This window comes from Rhizobium sp. AG207R (assembly GCF_027109195.1).
GTDB classification, from domain to species: domain Bacteria; phylum Pseudomonadota; class Alphaproteobacteria; order Rhizobiales; family Rhizobiaceae; genus Rhizobium; species Rhizobium dioscoreae.
This window is the reverse complement of sequence record NZ_JAEPVT010000009.1, coordinates 163710-178791: the sequence shown is the minus strand read 5'-3', so window position 1 is coordinate 178791 and position 15082 is coordinate 163710. Positions and strand designations below refer to the sequence as shown.

Here is a 15082-nt window from a genome sequence, read left to right as displayed (position 1 = left end):
CGGCACGCTAGCGCGACTTACTGTCATTTTCACCCGTTGCGATGTTTCATCCCATGGATTTCAACAGGCTAAGCGCTTATTTTCAGAACCAAAGGCAATTGAGGCATCGATATGAAGCAGATTGAAGTGGCCGTTATCGGCGGTGGACTCGCCGGCATGATCACGGCTTTCGCGCTGGCACGCGGCGGAAGATCCGTCGCCCTTGCCGCGGCGCCGCACAGCAAGGCCGACAAGCGGACGACGGCGCTGATGGATCAGTCGATCCGCTTTCTGGAACGCCTGACGCTGTGGGACAGGATCGTACCTTCAGCCGCGCCGCTGACGACGATGCGCATCATAGACGGCACATCGCGACTGTTGCGGGCGCCGACCGTCTCGTTCCGATCGTCCGAAATCGGCCTGGATGCCTTCGGCTACAATATTCCGAATTCCGTGTTGCTCGACAATCTCAGCCAAGCCATCGAAGCGGAAGGCAATGTCAGCCGCATCGAAGCCACGGCTTCCGAGATCACCTTCGGCGATGATGGCGTATCGATTACCCTCGACAATGGCGATTCGATCGATGCGGCATTCGTCGTCGGCGCGGACGGCCGCAATTCGATGGTGCGAGAGACGCTCGGAATCAAGACCAAGGGCTGGTCCTATCCGCAATCGGCAATGGTTCTGAATTTTTCGCATAGCCTGTCGCATCAGAACATCTCCACGGAATTCCATACCGAAAGCGGTCCGTTTACGCAGGTGCCTCTGCCCGGCCGGCGCTCCAGCCTCGTCTGGGTTCAGAAGCCGGCCGAAGCGGCAGCCAACGCAGAGAAGTCGCTCGAAGAACTCGGCCGACTGGTCGAGGAGCGGATGCAATCGATGCTCGGCCAGGTCACGATCGAGGACAGCGTGCAGGTCTGGCCCCTTTCAGGCATGACAGCCTATCGCTTCGGCAAAGGCCGCGCCGCGCTGATCGGCGAAGCAGCCCATGTCTTCCCCCCAATCGGCGCGCAGGGCCTCAATCTCAGCCTTCGCGATATCCTGGCGCTGACAGATATTCTCTGCACGCGGGGGGACCAGCCGATCCCGGCCACATCGGGCGATAGTTTCGACCGCAAGAGACGTGCTGACATCATCAGCCGCACGGCAAGCGTCGATCTTCTCAATCGTTCGCTGCTGTCGGACTTCCTGCCGGTACAGATGCTGCGCGCGGCAGGCCTGCATGTGCTTTCGGCCATTGCTCCGCTGCGCAACATCGTCATGCGCGAGGGTATCGAACCGGGTGGCGGCCTGCGCAACTTTTCGTCGGCATTACGGGAAAAGCTGCGCCGGTAAGGTGCCGGACTTTATCAGATAGAGCACCAGCGAAGCCGTCACCACGGAACAGGCCGTGGTGATCAGGATGGTAGCGGAGGCCCGCTCCTGCCAGACACCATATTGCTGGCCGATGACGAAGACGTTCGTTGCCGTCGGCAACGCCGCCAGCAATACGGCCGCCTCGATCCAGATCGGATCGAAGCCGCCGACAGCTTGCAGGACGACATAGACGACCAATGGATGCAGGATGAGCTTTGCCGGCACGATATAGCCGATCTCGACTGGAACCCGCTTCAGCGGACGCAGCGCGAGCGTTACCCCCATGGCAAATAGTGCACAAGGTGCAGCCGCTTGTGCGAGATAATTGACAAATCGCTCGAAGGCGATCGGTTGGTGCAGCGATAACGCAGCCACGACAAAACCCAGCGCTGTCGACAGGATGAAAGGGTGCAGCAGTACCTTCCGGGCGATATCGGCAGCAACGCGCCATGGCGATCGCTTGTCGCCGCCTTCCAGCGCCATCAGGGCAGGCGCGACAATGAAATGCAGTGCGTTTTCAAAGCACACGATCAGCGCTACCGGAACCGCGGCCCGTTCGCCGAGCGCCAGTAGCGCAAGCCCCGGCCCCATGTAGCCGATATTGCCATAGGCGCCGGCAAAGGCCTGGATAGTGCTGTCGGCAAGCGAATTGCGGCGCAGGAAGTGGCCGATCAGGAACAGCAGCAGGAAAATCGAGTAAGTCGCGGCGATATCGGTGGCGATGAAGTCGATCCGAGTCAGCTGTTCGATCGGCGTCTGCGAAACGAGCCTGAAGAACAGCGCCGGCAATGCTGCGTAGATAATGAACGTATTCAGCCAGCCGAGCGCTTCTGCCGGCTGCTTTGTAATGCGCGCGGCAACATAGCCGATCAGGATCAGACCGAAGAATGGCAGCAGCAGACCAACAATATCAGCCATGGGGGTCAGCCATCGGGCATATTCCATTTGCCGGGAAAAAGAAGGCGGAAGGTATTGCCCGACTTAGCCGATTTTCATCAGGATTGGAAAGGTTTGCTGAAACCAGATCGCCATGTCGCTCACATAGCCGAAGATGAAAGCGAGACCTGTCAGCACTAGAAGCCCGCCCATGATCTTTTCGACCGTGCCGAGATGGCGGCGGAAGCGGGAGAGAAAGCGCATGAAGGCGCCGGAAAAGCCGGCGGCGATCCAGAAGGGGATGGCAAGCCCGAGCGAATAGACGGCAAGCAGGCCCGCACCGGCTCCCACCGTTTCACGCGAGGCGGCAATGCCGAGGATGGCGCCAAGCACCGGGCCGATGCAAGGCGTCCAGCCGAAAGCAAAGGCAAGGCCCATGATATAAGCGCCCGTCAGTGTCGCCGGCTTGCCGCCGCTCTGGAAGCGCGCCTCCCGGGCGAGAAGGCCGATGCGGAAGACGCCGAGGAAGTTCAGCCCCATGATGACGATGATCAAACCGCCGATCTTGGCGAGAATATCGAGGTGCTGGCGCAAAAGCATGCCGATCGAGGACGCACCGGCGCCGAGCGCGACAAATACGGTGGCAAATCCCAAGGTGAAGAACAGTGCCGACATCAGCACATTGCCGCGAACGCTCGGGCCAGGAACACTCGGGCCTCCCGCTACCGCTGCACCGCCTCCGCGAAACTGCTCGACCGAGATTCCCGCCATGTAGCAGAGATAGGGCGGCACGAGCGGCAGCACGCAGGGTGAAAGAAACGAAAGCGCTCCGGCGAGCAAGGCACTCAGAAGCGAGATATCGGCAAGCGACACGATGGACTCCGGCTATGTCATTCCGGCTCCCTTCCTAACGGTGCTGGAATCGGAAAGCCAATCACCTTTTCGAGCAGGCCCTGTCTTGCCTTAAAGTTGACGGAATTGAGAGACCTTCAGACTATTGCAAAATCTCGATTTCGCCCGATTTTCCGGGCGTGACCAAGGGTCGCGGAGCCGGCTGATGAACGAATTGCTTTTGTAAAAATATTGGTTCAAGCTGTTGATGTTCGTCGAACAACGTACATTCCACCCCAGCTACTCAGCGGAGGAAAAGCCCCCATGCGTATTGCTACTATGTTCACGACTGCAGCCTTTGTCGCACTCTTCAGCGTAAGTGCCATGGCACAAACGGCGACCACCCCCAGCACGACCACGACAACCCCGAGCGCAACGACGTCGACCCCGTCGACGACAAATACGATGAAGCCGAAGGCAACGAAGCCTGCCCAAACCGCCGTTTCAAAGGCATGTTCGGCTCAGGCTGACGCCAAGGGTCTGCATGGAAAGGCACGTGCCAAGTTCCGAAGCGATTGCAAGAAGAACGGCGGCAAGGCCTAAAACTCGTTTCATTCTCGAATCGTGGTCAACTTTGCCGTCCAGCTGGCGGTAGAGTTGACCACTACGGCGCTCCCATCAAATAATCCCGACGGAAAGACCGAGCTGCGGCGTCTGAACGCTGTTTGCTTGCGACGATCGCTTGTGCTGCGATCCTTTAGTCGGACATATCCTGTTGTTCTCGCCGAATTCCGGACGGAAAACCGTTGTCGCCTTTTCTAAGATGACCTTGCAGGCTAGTGCCATTGATGCCGGCCGGCGTGAGTGTGCGTTATCCGGCTATCACCCGCTCATTGTCGACTTCGATTGCGGGCTTGGCTCTCTCGCAGCCATAGCAACGTTCTGCAATAAACGAGACAAACCCGGGAAACCGACTGACATTACAGTCCATCCCTATCCGGTCAAATCAATAGACGGAGCAGGAAGTTGAGACCCGCCATAAACCCTCCCCCTTCGGAAGCAGCATCGCAGACTAACTATCTGACAGCCTGTCTTTTCGCCCTGGAACCCTCCATCGAGAGCCTGGTTGCTGCGGCGATGAAATCCGGCTGGAAGCGCGAATATGTTCTTCTTGCCATCATGGCCATCGCGCTGAACGACGGCGGCACAAACCCATCGTCACCTAAGTCGTTGCATTCATGAATGATGGAGAATGAAGTCGGTGACGCAAACAGCAACGTCACTTCAGAAACGATGATCGTATCGCGATCGTCGCTGCGCTACTTTTGCCGGACTGCGCGATTATCTTTCCATGAGAAACGGCGCATGACGCGCGCGAGCAGCCATCCGACATCGGTGTATCGCTCAGACGTCCCTGGGGCTCATGCGTCCCTAGGCTTACGCTCTTTTGTCACCGGATCGACTTTACCCTCGGCAAGCCTGTTGCGGGGATCGGCAACGAGCGAAGCCTCGTCCTTTTCTTTATTCAGCCGGTCGTCCTTACGGATCTCGCTATGCTGTATCTTCGCCAGGGCTTGCTTCTTCTCACGTCCACCATGCGATTCACTTTGTCGATCCTGTGCCAAGATGCGCCTCCTGTCTTTTCAAAAGGGAACTCACTTGATGCGATTAGGTTCCGATGGAAATAACGACACCATCATAGTCAGCGATCTCTCATCCGACTGCCGAGCGAATTTCGGAGGATTTTCGTCTTTGGAAGCGGCAAAGCGCCACCTCACTGTACTTTTAGCGACAGATAATATAATAATGCGACGATAGACGTGAAACGAATCATGAATTTCATGCGTTTAAGCTTCACTGCCATGTGAGGAAGCTGATCATGACGTCGGTCGAACGGAAGAAGCTCGCGCGGCTTGTTATGTTGAAACTGCTACCGATCTTCGGTGGCCTCACCGCGGTTGCGGTCGTCGCACTTTCCACAATCGCATAATCCCGCAATCGCACTCATAATCCCGCAATCCAATAGGCATTGGCCACGGAACATGCATCGACGTTGCTCGACCATAAGCGATCGCCGATCTTGAATCAGGGTGCTCTTAATATTTCGCCTGCCCAAAGGTCAGGAGCAGTCGGTGCTGTCGACTGAAAATGAATAGTCCCTGCCCTTCAGCTGATAAATGTAATTCGCCAGAGATGCTTCGCCGGAACTGAACTTCGGTAACAGGAAGTCGCAGAGGTCAGTGAGCTGTGCGGATTTGACGAGAGGCGGATCGAAATCGTCATCATCGTCGAGATCGTAGAAATAGCTGTAGATGTGATCGGTGAGATCTATCTTTGTCAGCGTGGTCTTTTGATCGATCTTCTTAGGTAAATCCTTGTTGGCGAAGATCACCGGATAGCGCTCCGAAAGGAAGGGAACCACTAACCGCTCGGTCACCGGTGTGGTCATCGCGATTCCTAAAAGCGGCAGCAGCCTCAAGGCTATCGGAAGCCTCCTGCCCGCGATCAATCCGGCCAAAAGTCCCAAGGATACCAGCAACCCACAAACGGTCGCATAAATCTCCCATAGTGACAGCTCTGCCACGAATTCCATCATTCGCCTGTAGTCTTCACCAACAATCTTATTGATGAAGCTATGGTACTACCAAATCGAGATTCGTCACCAGCCAATTCCGGCCAAATCTCATCAACAACCTGTGCGTTATGCCTGAAAAACGAAAGCACGTCGCGAGCCGAGGCCATCAATCCATGAGATTTGGCAATGCGGAAACGACTGCGAAGGCTGCCGGGCCGTGCGGCCTTCGGCTCGCCTCATGAGCGATCTAATGAATCAGCTTCGCGACCTCGGGGACCGTTTGGATCGCGCTCTCGTGCCGTCCGGAAGTCAACCCGATGATTACAGCAACTGCGGCGACCATTATGTAAATAATCGTCCCTTTCGGCTTTCGATCCGATAAGCAACGCCTCGTCGACTCTAATGAACGCGGATGGTCAGACATCTTGATCCTTTGGTATTAAGAGCGCTCATTTAGTAGATCAGCGGCGCCGGATAAATATCTCGATTCGCGCATCTCCCCTGCAGGCAGCGAATACCGGGCTATTCTTGCGTCTGGGTTGCACGGCAAAATTGGCTGTTCCTGTCTGTGTGCCGCATCTGGCCAGGTGCTTTATCCGCGTAACGTCGATATCACTGGAAAATCGAGCAATACAAAAGCCCGCGACCTTCGTCCTAGGGACGTTCGGTTACCTATCTCTTCGGGCTGGACAATCGGATTTTTGGTGAGAGCGATGGGATTCGAACCCATGACCTACTGATTAAAAGTCAGTTGCTCTACCGACTGAGCTACGCTCTCCCTCTCCGCTGGCAGAAGCTGCCCCGGTTGGAAGTGCGCGGAACATATGCAGACGCCCTATTGCGGTCAACCCATAAAATTGCGGTTGTCAGTGGCCGAGGATGCTTTTCCTCACCTCACTACCCCTGAACGACGGCATCGAGCCGAGGAAGTTGCCTATTATTAAGGAAAATCAGAAATCCGGCACCGTACGCGGATGAGCTCCAACAAGGCAAACGCTTCTCAAAGACCCAAACAACCGTAACAATTTCCCATAATAATCAGGGTTGCAATGAACGGATCGATCGGCTCGCCATCCGCAACAGTTGGGGTGCGAATCGTTTTTGGTGTATATCAGTTATTGTTAACAACCTGTCGGGCCCTCAGGAGGTTCTTTTATGGAAGACGCAAACGTCGGTTGGATTGCAGCAATTATCATCGGCGGCCTAGCTGGCTGGTTCGCCGAGATGATCATGAAAAGCAACACGGGCATAATCATGAACATCATCCTCGGCATTGTCGGCGCGCTCGTTGCCAGCTGGCTTTTCCGTACGCTCGGCATCGTCCTGCCGTTCCATGTATGGCTGAACTACCTGATTACAGGTTTCATCGGCGCCTGCATCCTGATTTTCGTCGGCCGACTGATCAGACGTTAGCAGCGCATCGGGCTGCGAAAACCCGAATTGGGAAGAGGAAAAAAGGGAAGGCGGGCCAAACCGCCTTCCCTTTTTTGTTGCGCTCACTCGGTGAGACGCAAGACAGCGAAAATGCGCCGAGGCTTTTGAGGCCTTTCCAAGCGCGACCTCGACGCTATCTACCAAAAGGGAACCGAAAGGAGGTTGGAAACATGACGGAAAACGCCAATCGGACAACCACCCGCAAAGTCATCCGCGGCCGCCCCTACAGCATTGCCGAGTTTGCACGGAAATATCGCCTCGATGATGCGGAGGCAAAACGCCTCTTCTACAAGTTCGGCCCGTCGTCCACCGAACTGGACCTGCTCATGGCTGCCAAACGAAGGCCGCCCAGCCTTGCAACCGCAATCGGTCGATAACGCACGGCTTTCCCAGCCAGGCTTGCGAAATGCCCCCGAGATCGGCGACTGCAAAGCGACGAGCCCGCAGACACGATAGTCAGCGGCACGGCCATGACGCATGGCTTTGCAATATACTGATATATCACGTCCGGTTGCCTTCGGAGATGCTAAATGACACTGTGTGCCACTCAAGCATAAGCCGGACGCAGCCTCGAATGCAGAATTCGCTTAGCCATCTTGCCTATCTCGCGTTGGAATACGCGATCGTGACGCTTGCGTTGAAGCCAGGCGCCCTCGTCACCGAAAAGCAGCTGATCGAAGTGGCCGAGCATGGGCGAACACCGGTGCGCGAGGCAATCCAGAAACTTGCATGGCAGGGATTGATCCATGTGCGGCCGCGCGTCGGCCTGCAAATCGCGGAGATTCGCCCCGAAGACCATCAATATGTCATGCAGGTGAGACGTGAATTGGAGCCAATTGCGGCCGCGCTCGCCGCCACCCATGCCGATCAGCAGCAGCGCGAGCAGTTGGAGGAATGCGCCCGCCTGATGACGGAGTGTGCCGTTACCGGCGACCTTCCCGGCTTTTTCGCTGCCGATAAGGCCTTCGATGAAATTCTCGAAGCCGCCTGCCCCAACAACTTCATCACAGCGGCGCTCGCAACCGTGCAGACGCACGCACGCCGTCTGTGGTATTCCACTGGAACGCATGATCGCATGGGCCTGGCGATCGCCATGCATGTTCAGGCCATCGAAGCCATTCGAGGCGGTGATGCCAAGGCGGCCGAGACTGCAATGGCATCACTCATTGATTACCTCAGCGGCACATGAAAAAAGGCGGCCCCGTTACCAAAGCCGCCTTTCATTCCGGATTTAGGGGCCGATCAGCCGACGAAAGCTCGCTCGATGACGAACTCGGCCGGATTGTTGTTAGCACCCTCGTTCAGGCCAGCCTTCTCGAGCAGCGACTTGGTGTCCTTCAGCATGGCGGAGGAGCCGCAGATCATGCCGCGATCGATCGCGGGATCCAGCGGCGGCACGCCGAGATCGCTGAAAAGCTTGCCGTTCTCGATGAGATCGGTAATGCGGCCCTTGAAGGGGAATTCCTCGCGGGTCACGGTGGCATAATGACGTAGCTTGTCGCCGACGACTTCGCTCAACAGCTCGTCGTTGCGGATTTCCTCGACGAGATCGAAGCCGTATTTCAGCTCAGCAACATCGCGCGTGGTATGGGTGAGGATGACCTCCTCATACTTCTCATAGGTCTCCGGGTCGCGGATGAGGCTCGCAAATGGTGCAATGCCGGTGCCGGTGGAGAACATGTAGAGACGGCGGCCAGGGGTCAGCGCGTCCAGAACCAGCGTACCGGTCGGCTTCTTGCGCATCAGCACTTCATCGCCAGGCTTGATGTTCTGCAGGTGCGAGGTCAGCGGACCGTCCGGCACCTTGATGGAAAAGAATTCAAGCTCATCGGCCCAGGCAGGGCTCGCGATCGAATAGGCGCGATACAGCGGCTTGCCCTCGACCATTAGGCCGATCATGGCGAACTCGCCTGAACGGAAGCGGAAGCCTTGCGGCCGGGTCATGGTGAAACGAAAGAGCCGGTCGGTATAATGCGTGACGCTCAGCACCTTCTCGGCGAAGACGCCTGCGGGTACTGCTGAAGCAAATTCATCTGTCTTTGCGGGGGCGTTCATTCTGTCTCGGATCCCGTATTAGTCTTACGCGTTTTCCTGGGCACGTTTTTCCCGGCAGGCTCATTTCGCGACGCTGATATAATAATATAGCCGGTTTTGAAAGGCATTCCATTCCAACCGGCAGTACAGGACTGAAATATGCATTTTTCAGTCAAGTTTCCAGATTGCCGACATTATATCCTTCGAGAGGCTTGAATACGGCAATCCGACACTGTCAAATTGCCGCAACAGTGAGCCTTTCCACATCAGGCCGACTTTGCCGGCAATCGCCGCCAGCTATAGGCCTGTCCGCCTTCGGCACGCCGAGCGGTCGGCTGATAATAGTGCGGAATGCCCGGAAGGCGATTTTCCGACAGGCGCTTCAGCGCTGTTGCGTTGGTGACCGCGAAACTATCGATACCCACGCGCAGCATCAGCGGAATCTGATCGATCAGCACGTCGCCAACCGCACGCAGCTCATTGGCATAGCCGAGGCGCTGACGCAGCAGCGAGGCATGGCTGAAGGCGCGGCCGTCGTTGAATGCCGGAAACGCGACCGCGACGATATCGAGACGGTCGAGATAGGGCTGCAGCCGGGTTACGTCATCGGCAGGCTTGATGAGAACGCCGAGGCCTGCCTCATTGCTCTCTTCCGCCTTCGCGATCAGTGCATCAAGGCTAAGCAGCGGCTTCTGCGTCTCGGTCGCCTTGACCTCATCGGTCTCGATGACCCATTGATCATTGTCCACGAAACCTGTTTCACGCCAGATCTTGGTCATGGTCAATCTCCTTACGCCGCTTCCGCTGCCGACGAGGACGCGCCGTAGAGCGCCGTCTTGAACGGCTGCGGCCCGACGCGGCGATAAGCGGCGAGGAAGGTTTCGGAAGGATCGAGGCGAAGACCGAGATAGGTATTGACGATGGTTTCGATGGCGTCGGTCACCTTGTCGGGCTCGAAGCCTCGGCCAATGATCTCGCCGATCGAGGTATTCTCGTCGCCGGAGCCGCCGAGCGTGATCTGATAGAGTTCCGCACCCTTCTTCTCGACGCCGAGCAGGCCGATATGACCGACATGGTGATGGCCGCAGGCGTTGATGCAGCCGGAAATCTTGATCTTCAGCTCGCCGATCTCCGCCTGGCGCTCGGGCGAACCGAAACGCCTGGAGATCTCCTGCGCGACCGGAATGGAACGCGCATTGGCAAGAGCGCAATAATCGAGACCGGGACAAGCGATAATATCCGTGATCAGGCCGGCATTCGCCGTTTCCAGGCCGTTGGCCACCAGACCACGATAAACGGCCTCGAGGTCGGCCAGAGCAACATGCGGCAGGATAAGATTCTGCTCATGGCTGACGCGGATTTCGTCGAAGGCATATTCCTCGGCGATATCCGCGACAGCTTCCATCTGGACATCCGTCGCATCGCCAGGAATGCCGCCGATCGGCTTCAGCGAGATTGTCACCATGCCATAATCGGGGTTCTTGTGGGGCTGCACATTCTGCTGCACCCAGCGCGCAAAAGCCGGATCGGCCTTCTTCCAGCGTGCCAGGCTTTCCCAACCTTCTGGGCGCTCTGGCAGCGCCGGTGGTGCAAAATAGGCTGAGATTGCCTGAACGTCGGCTTCCGGCAGCTTCAGTTCGGTGTCTCGCAGCTTGTCGAACTCGGCCTCGACCTGACGCGCCAGTTCTTCGGCGCCGGTTTCATGCACGAGGATTTTGATACGGGCCTTGTACTTGTTGTCGCGGCGGCCATGCAGATTGTAAACGCGCATGATCGCCGTGGTGTAGGACAGGAGATCCTCTTCCGGCAGGAAGTCACGGATGAGCTTGGCAACCAGGGGCGTGCGCCCCTGCCCGCCTCCGACGTAAACGGCAAAGCCGATCTCGCCCTTGTCGTTCTTCTTCAAATGCAGGCCGATATCATGCACCTGGATCGCAGCGCGGTCGCGCTCGGCGCCGGTGACGGCGATCTTGAACTTGCGCGGCAGGAAGGAAAATTCCGGATGAACGGACGACCACTGGCGGAGGATTTCGGCGTAGGGCCTGGGATCGGCGACTTCGTCGGCCGCAGCGCCGGCGAAATGATCGGCCGTCACGTTGCGAATGCAATTGCCCGAAGTCTGGATCGCGTGCATCTCGACGGAGGCCAAATCGGCCAGTGCATCGGGCATCTCGGAAAGTTTCGGCCAGTTGAACTGCAGATTCTGGCGCGTGGTGAAGTGGCCATAGCCGCGGTCATAGGTGCGCGCGATATGGGCGAGCATGCGCATCTGACGCGAGCTCAACGTGCCATAGGGAATAGCGATGCGCAGCATATAGGCATGCAGCTGCAGATAGACGCCGTTCATCAAGCGCAGCGGCTTGAAGGCATCTTCCGAAAGCTCACCCGAGAGGCGTCGCTCCACCTGATCGCGGAACTGGGCAACCCGTTCCGCAACAAAGGCGTGGTCGAATTCATCGTAACGATACATGACTTCCTCGGGACTTCTCAGACTGCAATGAAATCGGGATCGGCCGCGGCATAGCCCGGCGCATATTCCATGGTGGGGCCTTCGGCGCGGATGCGCTCGCGCAGGCGCAGCGGCCAAAGCTTGCCGCCGGTTTCCTGCACGTCGATCAGATTGACATCGACGACCTTGTTGTCAGCATAGGCCTGCTTGCCGATCGCTTCCAGTGCGGCTTCCGCTTCCGCATGGCGAGCGACCAGCGCCTCCTGCAGCGATGTCACCCACTCACCATTTGCGTTCAGCCAGACGGCGACGCCATCGGTGAGCCGGTTTGCGGTCAAAACCTTGTCGACCATCAATCAGTTCCTTGCATAGTCTTGAGCAGCGGTCTCGCGACGGACCAGCGGCTCGGATTGCTCAAAATTCGCACCGGCGACGGCATCGCCGATGATGACCATGACCGGCCCGCTCAACTCATCGCGGTGCTCGAGATCAGGAAGATCTCGTAAAATACCATGCATCAGGCGACGATCGCGCCGGCTTGCATTTTCGATGATGGCGACGGTCGTCTCGGGCGGCAGGCCGGCTTGCATGAGGCGGCCGGCAACGGAAGCGGCGACAGTCCGTCCCATATATACAGCGATGGTGGCGCCAGATACGGCCAAACTCGCCCAATCGGGCAACACATCGCCTGTGAGATCGTGACCCGTTGTGAAAACCAAGGACGACGCAACGCCGCGCAGCGTCAACGGCAATTCGAAATCGGCAGCAGCGGCGAAAGCCGAGGTGATGCCGGGAACAATCTCATAGCCGATGCCGGCGGCGCGCAGAGCCGCCATTTCTTCGCCGGCACGGCCGTAAACCAGCGGATCGCCGGACTTCAGCCGCACAACGCGCTTGCCTTCACGGCCGAGCTGCACCAGCAGATCGTTGATCTCTTCCTGCGATTTGCTGTGGCACCCCTTGCGCTTGCCGACGGAGAGGCGCTCCGCATCGCGGCGGCCCATGTCGACGATCGCCTGCGGCACGAGGGCATCATAGACGATGACATCGGCTTCCATCATGACGCGCTGTGCGCGTAGCGTCAGGAGATCTTCCGCGCCAGGACCTGCGCCGACCAGCCAGATACGGCCCTCGATTTCACGCGACGACTGCAGCAACTCATCCGCCGCCCGCTCCGCCTGCGCGACATGGCCTGCATTGACGGCATCGGCGACCGGTCCGGAAAAGAACTGCCGCCAGAAGACGCGGCGAGCAACACCACGCGCCACGAAACGCTCAACCGGCTTGCGATAGCGCGTCGCCAGTTCCGCCAGCTTGCCGAGCGACGGCGACAGCATCTGATCGATCTGCGCGCGGATCATCTGCGCCAGGACAGGACCGGCGCCTTCCGTGCCGATGGCAACGGCCACAGGAGCGCGATTGACCAGCGCAGGCGTATAGAAATCGCAATAGTCGGGCTGGTCGACGGCGTTTGCCGGGATGCGCTCAGCGCGAGCCGCATCGACGATCGCGCGATCCGCCTCGGCACCGCCAGTAGCAGCAAAGACAAGCGTCGCGCCTTTGACCTGATCGGGTGAAAAATCACCGCGTACGGTTTCGATGCGGTTGGCGATGAGGAAAGCGTGATAATCAGCCTCCGGCGCCTGCGCAAAGGCAACGACTTTCGCCTGTGTGTTCAAAAGCAGCCGCACCTTGGCAAAAGCTTCGTCACCATTGCCGAAGACAGCCGCCATCCTTCCTTCCACGCGGAAGAAAGCGGGAAACACCGAAAGCTGTTCAGTCCTGGGAGGCATCACTATTCCACTTCGAGATTTGGCGAATATCGCCCCTGCGGCCAAGAGATTGAAGAAACAGAAATTCTAATGCCCATGCATGCGCGTATTCTTTTGCTCGACATGACAAGGATTTGAGCAAAACTCACCAGGCGAGCAGATTGCAATAAGCCTATAAAATCTATAGATTTTTATGACTCGGCCCCGTTGCCGAGCTGCTTTATTGCTTGTGGCAAACATAGTCTTTAAGTTATTTACGCATACCGCAGCATTTGCAATCCCGATAGACTGCAGCGAAAATCGTTGGAGAAAACCCTTGTCTGACAATAGCATCGCTGCACGCCTCCTCAACGTCGTCGAGCATGACATCCTGCCCCTGACCCGCAACGGCGTCGCGGCCGGCAACAAGATTTTCGGCGCAGCCATCCTGCGCAAGTCCGATCTCTCGCTCGTCATCGCGGAAACCAACAATGAACTGGAAAACCCGCTCTGGCATGGCGAGGTTCACACCCTCAAGCGCTTCTACGAACTCGGCGAAAAGCCCGCGACCAAGGATTTAATCTTCCTGTCCACGCATGAGCCCTGCACCATGTGCATGTCTGCAATCACCTGGGCGGGCTTCGACAATTTCTACTATTTCTTCAGCCACGAGGACTCCCGGGATGCCTTCGCGATCCCGCACGATCTCAAGATCCTGAAAGAAGTCTTCGGTCTGGAGCCGGGTGGCTATCGCCGCCAAAATGCATTCTGGAACAGCTTTGCCATTTCCGACCTCGTGGAGACGGAAGACGATCCGCGTAAAGGCGAGCTGAAGGACCAGACGGCGCGCATCAAGCAAGCCTATGCCGATCTTTCCGAGAACTACCAGGCATCGAAGAGCGGCAACGACATCCCCTTGAAGTGACAGAGCAAAACTTGAGGCAACGATGGAAGCATCGCGAGACATTTCCCGTCTGATCGAGATCATGGCGGCGCTGCGAAACCCGGAGAGTGGTTGCCCCTGGGATATCGTCCAGACCTTCGAGACCATCAAGCCCTATACGATCGAAGAGGCCTACGAGGTCGCGGATGCGATCGAGCGCAAAGATAATGACGATCTTTGCGACGAGCTCGGCGATCTCCTTCTGCAGGTCGTTTTCCATGCACGGATCGCCGAGGAGGCCGGCGCATTTTCCTTCGGGGATGTCGTGCATGCGATCACCCGCAAGATGATCCGCCGCCATCCGCATGTCTTCGCAGTCTCGGACGCCAAGACCGAGGATGCGGTGACGCTGCAATGGGATCGGATCAAGGCCGAGGAGAAGCGCGAACGGGCCGAACGGCGGGCGACGAGTGGCATCACCGAAGATTTCAAGGCCGGCTTCCTGGGCTCGGTGCAGCGGACCTTCCCTGCCCTGACCGAAGCCTTGAAACTGCAGGAGCGCGCCGCCAAGGTCGGTTTCGACTGGTCTGCGCCGGAGCCGATCCTCGACAAGATCGAAGAGGAGATCGGAGAATTGCGGGCAGCCCTTGCAAGCGGCGACAAGGCCAAGGTCAGTGATGAACTCGGCGATCTGATCTTCGCCGTCGTGAATATCGGCCGGCATGTGAACGCCGATCCAGAACAGGCGCTACGCGGCACAAACACCAAGTTCCGCCGCCGCTTCCATCATATCGAAACGACGCTCGAGGCTGAAGGCGAGACGCTGGAAGGCGCCTCGCTGGAGCGGATGGAAGAGATCTGGCAGTCGGCAAAAGCTATCGAGCGGCAGCTTGCCGGAGTCAAAACGGCCTAAA

Annotated in this window: 16 protein-coding genes and 1 tRNA gene; 7 read left to right on the top strand and 10 right to left on the bottom strand. The window is 57.7% G+C overall.

Annotated features, from left to right (window positions below):
* The first annotated feature begins 111 nt into the window (after positions 1-111).
* Positions 112-1314: a UbiH/UbiF family hydroxylase gene (locus JJQ51_RS22105; protein ID WP_269245332.1), complete on the top strand. Its 1203-nt coding sequence runs from the start codon at positions 112-114 to the stop codon at positions 1312-1314.
* Here JJQ51_RS22105 and JJQ51_RS22100 read toward each other — a convergent pair.
* On the bottom strand, positions 1291-2253 hold the full coding sequence (locus JJQ51_RS22100) for an AEC family transporter (RefSeq protein WP_269245331.1): 963 nt from the start codon (positions 2251-2253) through the stop codon (positions 1291-1293). The two genes, JJQ51_RS22105 and JJQ51_RS22100, sit on opposite strands and share 24 nt — an antisense overlap.
* 63 nt (positions 2254-2316) lie before the next feature.
* Positions 2317-3084 carry a cytochrome c biogenesis CcdA family protein gene (locus tag JJQ51_RS22095; protein ID WP_145320121.1) on the bottom strand — a complete coding sequence of 256 codons (768 nt, stop codon included), beginning with the start codon at positions 3082-3084 and terminating at the stop codon, positions 2317-2319.
* A 282-nt stretch (positions 3085-3366) separates the two neighbouring features.
* On the opposite strand from JJQ51_RS22095, the gene JJQ51_RS22090 reads away from it, so the two are divergent.
* Positions 3367-3645 (top strand): PsiF family protein, encoded by a 279-nt coding sequence (locus JJQ51_RS22090; protein WP_113333747.1) that lies wholly within the window; start codon positions 3367-3369, stop codon positions 3643-3645.
* A gap of 818 nt (positions 3646-4463) precedes the next feature.
* Here the strand turns inward: JJQ51_RS22090 and JJQ51_RS22085 are convergent.
* The 3 genes from JJQ51_RS22085 to JJQ51_RS22075 form a co-directional block, all read right to left on the bottom strand.
* Positions 4464-4667 (bottom strand): hypothetical protein, encoded by a 204-nt coding sequence (locus JJQ51_RS22085; RefSeq protein ID WP_113333746.1) that lies wholly within the window; start codon positions 4665-4667, stop codon positions 4464-4466.
* Between the two features lie 494 nt (positions 4668-5161).
* Positions 5162-5638: a hypothetical protein gene (locus JJQ51_RS22080; protein ID WP_113333745.1), complete on the bottom strand. Its 477-nt coding sequence runs from the start codon at positions 5636-5638 to the stop codon at positions 5162-5164.
* Between the two features lie 681 nt (positions 5639-6319).
* Positions 6320-6395: transfer RNA gene (locus tag JJQ51_RS22075), tRNA-Lys, on the bottom strand.
* 377 nt (positions 6396-6772) lie between these two features.
* Here JJQ51_RS22075 and JJQ51_RS22070 point away from each other — a divergent pair.
* The 3 genes from JJQ51_RS22070 to JJQ51_RS22060 all read left to right on the top strand — a co-directional run bounded on the left by JJQ51_RS22070 (position 6773) and on the right by JJQ51_RS22060 (position 8240).
* Positions 6773-7030 carry a GlsB/YeaQ/YmgE family stress response membrane protein gene (locus JJQ51_RS22070; protein ID WP_095434844.1) on the top strand — a complete coding sequence of 86 codons (258 nt, stop codon included), beginning with the start codon at positions 6773-6775 and terminating at the stop codon, positions 7028-7030.
* Between the two features lie 191 nt (positions 7031-7221).
* The gene (locus JJQ51_RS22065; protein ID WP_095434843.1) at positions 7222-7428 is read left to right on the top strand and encodes a hypothetical protein; all 207 of its coding nucleotides are present in this window, start codon (positions 7222-7224) and stop codon (positions 7426-7428) included.
* Between the two features lie 197 nt (positions 7429-7625).
* Positions 7626-8240 carry a GntR family transcriptional regulator gene (locus tag JJQ51_RS22060; protein ID WP_113352566.1) on the top strand — a complete coding sequence of 205 codons (615 nt, stop codon included), beginning with the start codon at positions 7626-7628 and terminating at the stop codon, positions 8238-8240.
* Between the two features lie 53 nt (positions 8241-8293).
* Here JJQ51_RS22060 and JJQ51_RS22055 read toward each other — a convergent pair whose 3' ends face one another.
* The 5 genes from JJQ51_RS22055 to cysG all read right to left on the bottom strand — a co-directional run bounded on the left by JJQ51_RS22055 (position 8294) and on the right by cysG (position 13327).
* Positions 8294-9106: a ferredoxin--NADP reductase gene (locus JJQ51_RS22055; RefSeq protein ID WP_069612125.1), complete on the bottom strand. Its 813-nt coding sequence runs from the start codon at positions 9104-9106 to the stop codon at positions 8294-8296.
* A gap of 245 nt (positions 9107-9351) precedes the next feature.
* Positions 9352-9864, bottom strand: a complete 513-nt coding sequence (locus tag JJQ51_RS22050) for a DUF934 domain-containing protein (protein ID WP_113333743.1) — start codon at positions 9862-9864, stop codon at positions 9352-9354.
* 11 nt (positions 9865-9875) lie between these two features.
* Positions 9876-11555 carry a nitrite/sulfite reductase gene (locus JJQ51_RS22045; protein ID WP_113352567.1) on the bottom strand — a complete coding sequence of 560 codons (1680 nt, stop codon included), beginning with the start codon at positions 11553-11555 and terminating at the stop codon, positions 9876-9878.
* A 17-nt stretch (positions 11556-11572) separates the two neighbouring features.
* Positions 11573-11887, bottom strand: coding sequence for a DUF2849 domain-containing protein (locus JJQ51_RS22040; protein WP_015339836.1), 315 nt, complete (start codon positions 11885-11887; stop codon positions 11573-11575).
* A 3-nt stretch (positions 11888-11890) separates the two neighbouring features.
* Positions 11891-13327 carry a siroheme synthase CysG gene (gene cysG / locus JJQ51_RS22035; RefSeq protein ID WP_269245330.1) on the bottom strand — a complete coding sequence of 479 codons (1437 nt, stop codon included), beginning with the start codon at positions 13325-13327 and terminating at the stop codon, positions 11891-11893.
* 295 nt (positions 13328-13622) lie between these two features.
* Between cysG and JJQ51_RS22030 the strand changes: the two genes are divergently transcribed.
* Positions 13623-14210 carry a nucleoside deaminase gene (locus JJQ51_RS22030; RefSeq protein ID WP_152096166.1) on the top strand — a complete coding sequence of 196 codons (588 nt, stop codon included), beginning with the start codon at positions 13623-13625 and terminating at the stop codon, positions 14208-14210.
* Between the two features lie 22 nt (positions 14211-14232).
* Positions 14233-15081 carry a nucleoside triphosphate pyrophosphohydrolase gene (gene mazG / locus JJQ51_RS22025; protein ID WP_152094194.1) on the top strand — a complete coding sequence of 283 codons (849 nt, stop codon included), beginning with the start codon at positions 14233-14235 and terminating at the stop codon, positions 15079-15081.
* Position 15082: the final 1 nt, after the last annotated feature.

Excerpts from the sequence above, each read along its gene's own strand:
- JJQ51_RS22045 (WP_113352567.1), bottom strand. The coding sequence starts at position 11,555 with ATGTATCGTTACGATGAATTCGACCACGCCTTTGTTGCGGAACGGGTT.
- JJQ51_RS22055 (WP_069612125.1), bottom strand. The coding sequence starts at position 9,106 with ATGAACGCCCCCGCAAAGACAGATGAATTTGCTTCAGCAGTACCCGCA.
- JJQ51_RS22040 (WP_015339836.1), bottom strand. The coding sequence starts at position 11,887 with ATGGTCGACAAGGTTTTGACCGCAAACCGGCTCACCGATGGCGTCGCC.
- JJQ51_RS22100 (WP_269245331.1), bottom strand. The coding sequence starts at position 2,253 with ATGGCTGATATTGTTGGTCTGCTGCTGCCATTCTTCGGTCTGATCCTG.
- JJQ51_RS22080 (WP_113333745.1), bottom strand. The coding sequence starts at position 5,638 with ATGATGGAATTCGTGGCAGAGCTGTCACTATGGGAGATTTATGCGACC.
- JJQ51_RS22050 (WP_113333743.1), bottom strand. The coding sequence starts at position 9,864 with ATGACCAAGATCTGGCGTGAAACAGGTTTCGTGGACAATGATCAATGG.
- JJQ51_RS22060 (WP_113352566.1), top strand. The coding sequence starts at position 7,626 with ATGCAGAATTCGCTTAGCCATCTTGCCTATCTCGCGTTGGAATACGCG.
- JJQ51_RS22105 (WP_269245332.1), top strand. The coding sequence starts at position 112 with ATGAAGCAGATTGAAGTGGCCGTTATCGGCGGTGGACTCGCCGGCATG.
- JJQ51_RS22065 (WP_095434843.1), top strand. The coding sequence starts at position 7,222 with ATGACGGAAAACGCCAATCGGACAACCACCCGCAAAGTCATCCGCGGC.
- cysG (WP_269245330.1), bottom strand. The coding sequence starts at position 13,327 with ATGCCTCCCAGGACTGAACAGCTTTCGGTGTTTCCCGCTTTCTTCCGC.
- mazG (WP_152094194.1), top strand. The coding sequence starts at position 14,233 with ATGGAAGCATCGCGAGACATTTCCCGTCTGATCGAGATCATGGCGGCG.
- JJQ51_RS22090 (WP_113333747.1), top strand. The coding sequence starts at position 3,367 with ATGCGTATTGCTACTATGTTCACGACTGCAGCCTTTGTCGCACTCTTC.
- JJQ51_RS22070 (WP_095434844.1), top strand. The coding sequence starts at position 6,773 with ATGGAAGACGCAAACGTCGGTTGGATTGCAGCAATTATCATCGGCGGC.